The organism is Pseudomonas sp. SDO55104_S430, assembly GCF_054070595.1.
This window is the reverse complement of the sequence record NZ_JBSVXG010000360.1, coordinates 1-3,924: the sequence shown is the minus strand read 5'-3', so window position 1 is coordinate 3,924 and position 3,924 is coordinate 1. Positions and strand designations below refer to the sequence as shown.

The following is a 3,924-nucleotide window of genomic DNA, read 5'->3' as shown; positions in this document are numbered from 1 at the left end:
GGTGGTGGGGATGCAGAAACGAAGTGTGTCGGTTGGTTGTGTTTCCTCGAGACCACCCCCGCTCCCACAGGGATGGAGGATTGCCTTAGACCAGACACTCCACAGCCATCGCCGTCGCTTCACCGCCACCAATGCAGACCGCCGCCACACCACGTTTGAGGCCCTTCTGGCGCAACGCCGACAGCAGGGTCACGAGGATCCGTGCGCCGGACGCGCCGATCGGGTGGCCCAGGGCGCAGGCGCCGCCGTGGACGTTGAGCTTCTCGTGGGGGATTTCCATTTGGGTCATGGCCGCCATGGCGACCACGGCGAAGGCTTCGTTGACTTCCACCAGGTCCACGTCATTGAGCGACCAGCCGGTTTTCTTCATCAGCTTCTGGATCGCGCCAATCGGCGCCACCGGGAACAGGCCCGGTGTATCGGCGAAGGCCGAGTGGCCGTGAATCACCGCCAGCGGCTTCAAACCGCGCTTGTCGGCTTCGGAGCGGCGCATCAGCACCAGCGCCGCCGCACCGTCGGAGATGGAACTTGAGTTGGCCGCCGTCACGCTGCCGCCATCGCGGAACGCAGGCTTGAGCGAAGCAATCTTGTCCAGCTTGGCTTTCGGCGGCTGTTCGTCGTTGCTGATGGTCACCTGCTCTTTGCCGACGGTCACGGTCAGCGGCACGATCTCGTCCTTGAAGCTGCCGTCCTTGATCGCCTGCTGGGCGCGGGTGGTCGAGGCGATGGCGAACGCATCCTGGGCTTCGCGGCTGAAATGATGGGTTTCGGCGCAATCTTCGGCGAAGGTGCCCATCAGACGGCCCTTGTCGTAGGCGTCTTCCAGACCGTCGAGGAACATCGAGTCAAGCACGCGGCCGTGGCCCATGCGATAACCGGCGCGGGCGCGGTCCAGCAGGTACGGTGCGTTGGACATGCTTTCCATGCCACCGGCAACCACCACGTCGGCGCTGCCGGCCAGCAGCATGTCGTGGGCCAGGATGGTCGCTTCCATGCCCGAACCGCACATCTTGTTCAGGGTGGTGCAACGGGTCGACTTGTTCAGCCCGGCGCCCAGTGCCGCCTGACGCGCCGGGGCCTGGCCGAGGCCGGCGGACAGCACGCAACCGAACAGCACTTCTTCAACCGAATCGGCGGAAACGCCCGCGCGCTCGACGGCGGCCTTGATTGCGGCAGCGCCCAGTTGCGGCGCGGTCAGGCTTTTCAGTTCGCCCTGGAAACCGCCCATCGGGGTGCGAACGGCGCTGACGATAACGATTGGATCGTTGGCAATAGTCATGACAAATCCTCCTTATTTGGCGGCCATGCGCAAGGCGCCGTCGAGACGGATCACCTCGCCGTTGAGCATGCTGTTTTCAATGATATGCCGGGCCAGCGCCGCGTACTCGGCGGGTTTGCCCAGGCGTGGCGGGAACGGCACGCCGGCGGCCAGGGAATCGCGCACTTCCGGGGTCATGCCGGCCATCATCGGGGTTTCGAAGATGCCCGGGGCGATGGTCATCACGCGGATGCCGAAACGCGCCAGCTCGCGGGCGGCAGGCAGGGTCAGGCTGACGATCGCGCCCTTTGAAGCCGCGTAGGCCGCCTGGCCGATCTGGCCGTCGTAGGCGGCCGCCGAGGCGGTGTTGATGATCACGCCGCGTTCGCCACCGGCATCCGGCTCGCTCTCGGCAATCACCGCCGACGCCAGGCGCAGCATGTTGAAACTGCCGATCACATTGACGTTGATCACCTGGCTGAAGCTGGCCAGGGCGTGCGGACCGTTCTTGCCGAGGATCTTCTCGCCGCGCACGATGCCGGCGCAGTTGACCAGCCCGTTGAGGCCGCCAAAAGCCTTGACCGTGGCTTGCACCGCCGCCTCGGCATCGGCTTCGCTGCTGATGTCGGCGACAACGCTTTGCGCGCCAAGACGCTGGGCCTGGGCCGCAACGGCCTCGGCGTTCATGTCCACCAGCATTACTTTGGCGCCGGCAGCCACCAGCATTTCAGCGGTGGCCGCGCCCAGGCCCGAGGCACCGCCGGTGACGAGAAAAACCTTGTTTTCGATCTGCATCATTGTTTCCTTGGATTCAAGCTGAAACGTTCTTCGCCGCGGCCTCTTGAGCCTTGGCGATTTCCTGGTTGCGCAAGATAAAGCGCTGCAATTTGCCGCTCGGGGTTTTCGGCAACTCGCTGACAAATTCGATTTCACGGGGATACGAGTGCGCCGCCAGCCGCTTGCGCACATGCTGGCGCAGCTCTTCGGCCAGTTCCGGCGCGGCGCGGTACTGCGCGCTGAGCACCACGAACGCCTTCACCAGTTCCGTACGTTCCGGATCGGGCTTGCCGACCACCGCCGCCTCGATCACCGCCGGGTGTTCGATCAGCGCGCTTTCGACGTCGAACGGGCCGACGCGATAACCGGAGGTGGTGATCACGTCGTCGCTGCGGCCGACGAAGCTGATGCTGCCGTCCGGGTTCCACTCGACGGTGTCGCCGCTCAGGTAGTAGTTACCGACGAAGGCCTTGGTCGGCGCGCCTTCGTAGCCGGCGAACCAGCACATCGGCGACTGGCTGCGGTCGATGGCCAGAATGCCCGGCTGGCCGACGCCCAATTCCTTGTATTCCTCGTCCAGCACCACGATGCGGTGGCCGGGAGAAGCAAAACCGGCGGCGCCCATATGGATCGAGTGCTCCAGGCCGTGGTGGTTGCACAGCACCATGCCCAGTTCGGTCTGGCCGTAATGGTCGTGAATGACCACGCCGAGGTTGTCGGCAAACCAGCGGATCACTTCCGGATTCAGCGGTTCGCCGGCGCTGCTGACGATGCGCAGTTTGCCCTTGATCGACTTGGCGAACTCGTCGCCGCCGGCAATCAGCAAGCGGTAGGCAGTCGGCGAACCCGTGAGGTTGGTGATGCCGTACTTGTTGATCACCCGGCAGGTGCTTTCGAGGGTGAACGGGCCATCGTAGAAGGTGATCGGGTGGCCCATGCCCATCGGGCCGGTCACGCCGAAGTAGATGCCGTAGGCCCAGCCCGGATCGGCGACGTTCCAGAACGCGTCTTCAGGGCGCAGGTCCACGGCGTCACGGGTGTAGCTCTGGAAGGCGACGATGGCCTTGAGCGGCACCGACAGTGCTTTCGACGGTCCGGTGGTGCCCGAAGTAAACATCAGCAGGAACGGGTCTTCGCCGGTGAGCATCACCGGTTCGCACTCGGAGGAATAGTTGGCCAGTTCGGCCCAGAAGCTGAAGTCGCCACGGACAATGCCCTGGCCCTTCGGTCCGCCGACGGTGACGATGGTCGGGCAATCGGCGACTTCGGCGAGTTTGGAGCGGTTGACCGCGTCGGTGACCACGACTTTTGCGCCCGAGCAGCCCAGGCGATGCTCGATGGCCTTGGGGCCGAAGGCGGTGAACAGCGGCTGATAGACCGCGCCGATGCGCCAGGCGGCGAACACGGTGATCAGCAATTCGATATTGCGTGGCAGCAGGCCGGCGACCTTGTCGCCCTTCTGCACGCCCTGGCTCAGGAGGAAGTTGGCAAAACGCGCGGCCTTGTCCTGCAGGTCGCTGAAGGTGTACGTGGCGCTGCTGCCATCACGACCTTCCCAGAACAGCGCGATGCGCCCCGGCAAGGCATGCCGGTCGCAACACTCGACACAGGCATTGAGAGCCGTCAGATCGCCCGCGAGTGCGGCGTCGACGGTGTGCTGATAGTTGAACTGTGAAACGGCAGACAAGTAATCGCGCATTGCCAGAATCCCTCTCTGTTTTTATTAGGTTGGGGGAACCGTAACCAACAGAGAAATACTCGCTCCGCGCGGGGTGGCGGGCAATGGTCAAAGCTTTCAAGTTGCTTGACTGGTTTGGCCAAGATTTTGGAGGTGTGGCGCCTGGGCGGGCGTCTTCGCGGGCAAGCCTCGCTCCTACAAGGTCTACGCA

At 64.1% G+C, this 3,924-nt stretch carries 3 protein-coding genes; all 3 read right to left on the bottom strand.

Features of this window, described 5'->3' with window-relative positions; all coding sequences use genetic code 11:
* Positions 1 to 85: 85 nt before the first annotated feature.
* The 3 genes from ACW9JE_RS29360 to ACW9JE_RS29350 are packed head-to-tail and all read right to left on the bottom strand — an operon-like array spanning position 86 to position 3,734.
* Entirely contained in the window at positions 86 to 1,279 is a 1,194-nt protein-coding gene (locus tag ACW9JE_RS29360) for an acetyl-CoA C-acyltransferase (RefSeq protein ID WP_457434752.1), read from the bottom strand.
* A 12-nt stretch (positions 1,280 to 1,291) separates the two neighbouring features.
* Positions 1,292 to 2,053: an SDR family NAD(P)-dependent oxidoreductase gene (locus tag ACW9JE_RS29355; protein WP_457434751.1), complete on the bottom strand. Its 762-nt coding sequence runs from the start codon at positions 2,051 to 2,053 to the stop codon at positions 1,292 to 1,294.
* 16 nt (positions 2,054 to 2,069) lie between these two features.
* Complete coding sequence (locus ACW9JE_RS29350; protein WP_457434750.1) at positions 2,070 to 3,734, bottom strand: AMP-binding protein; 1,665 nt, start codon at positions 3,732 to 3,734, stop codon at positions 2,070 to 2,072.
* Positions 3,735 to 3,924 lie beyond the last annotated feature (190 nt).

What these genes read in the sequence shown, in the direction of transcription:
- ACW9JE_RS29360 (WP_457434752.1), bottom strand. Translation starts at nt 1,279, where the DNA reads ATGACTATTGCCAACGATCCAATCGTTATCGTCAGCGCCGTTCGCACC.
- ACW9JE_RS29355 (WP_457434751.1), bottom strand. Translation starts at nt 2,053, where the DNA reads ATGCAGATCGAAAACAAGGTTTTTCTCGTCACCGGCGGTGCCTCGGGC.
- ACW9JE_RS29350 (WP_457434750.1), bottom strand. Translation starts at nt 3,734, where the DNA reads ATGCGCGATTACTTGTCTGCCGTTTCACAGTTCAACTATCAGCACACC.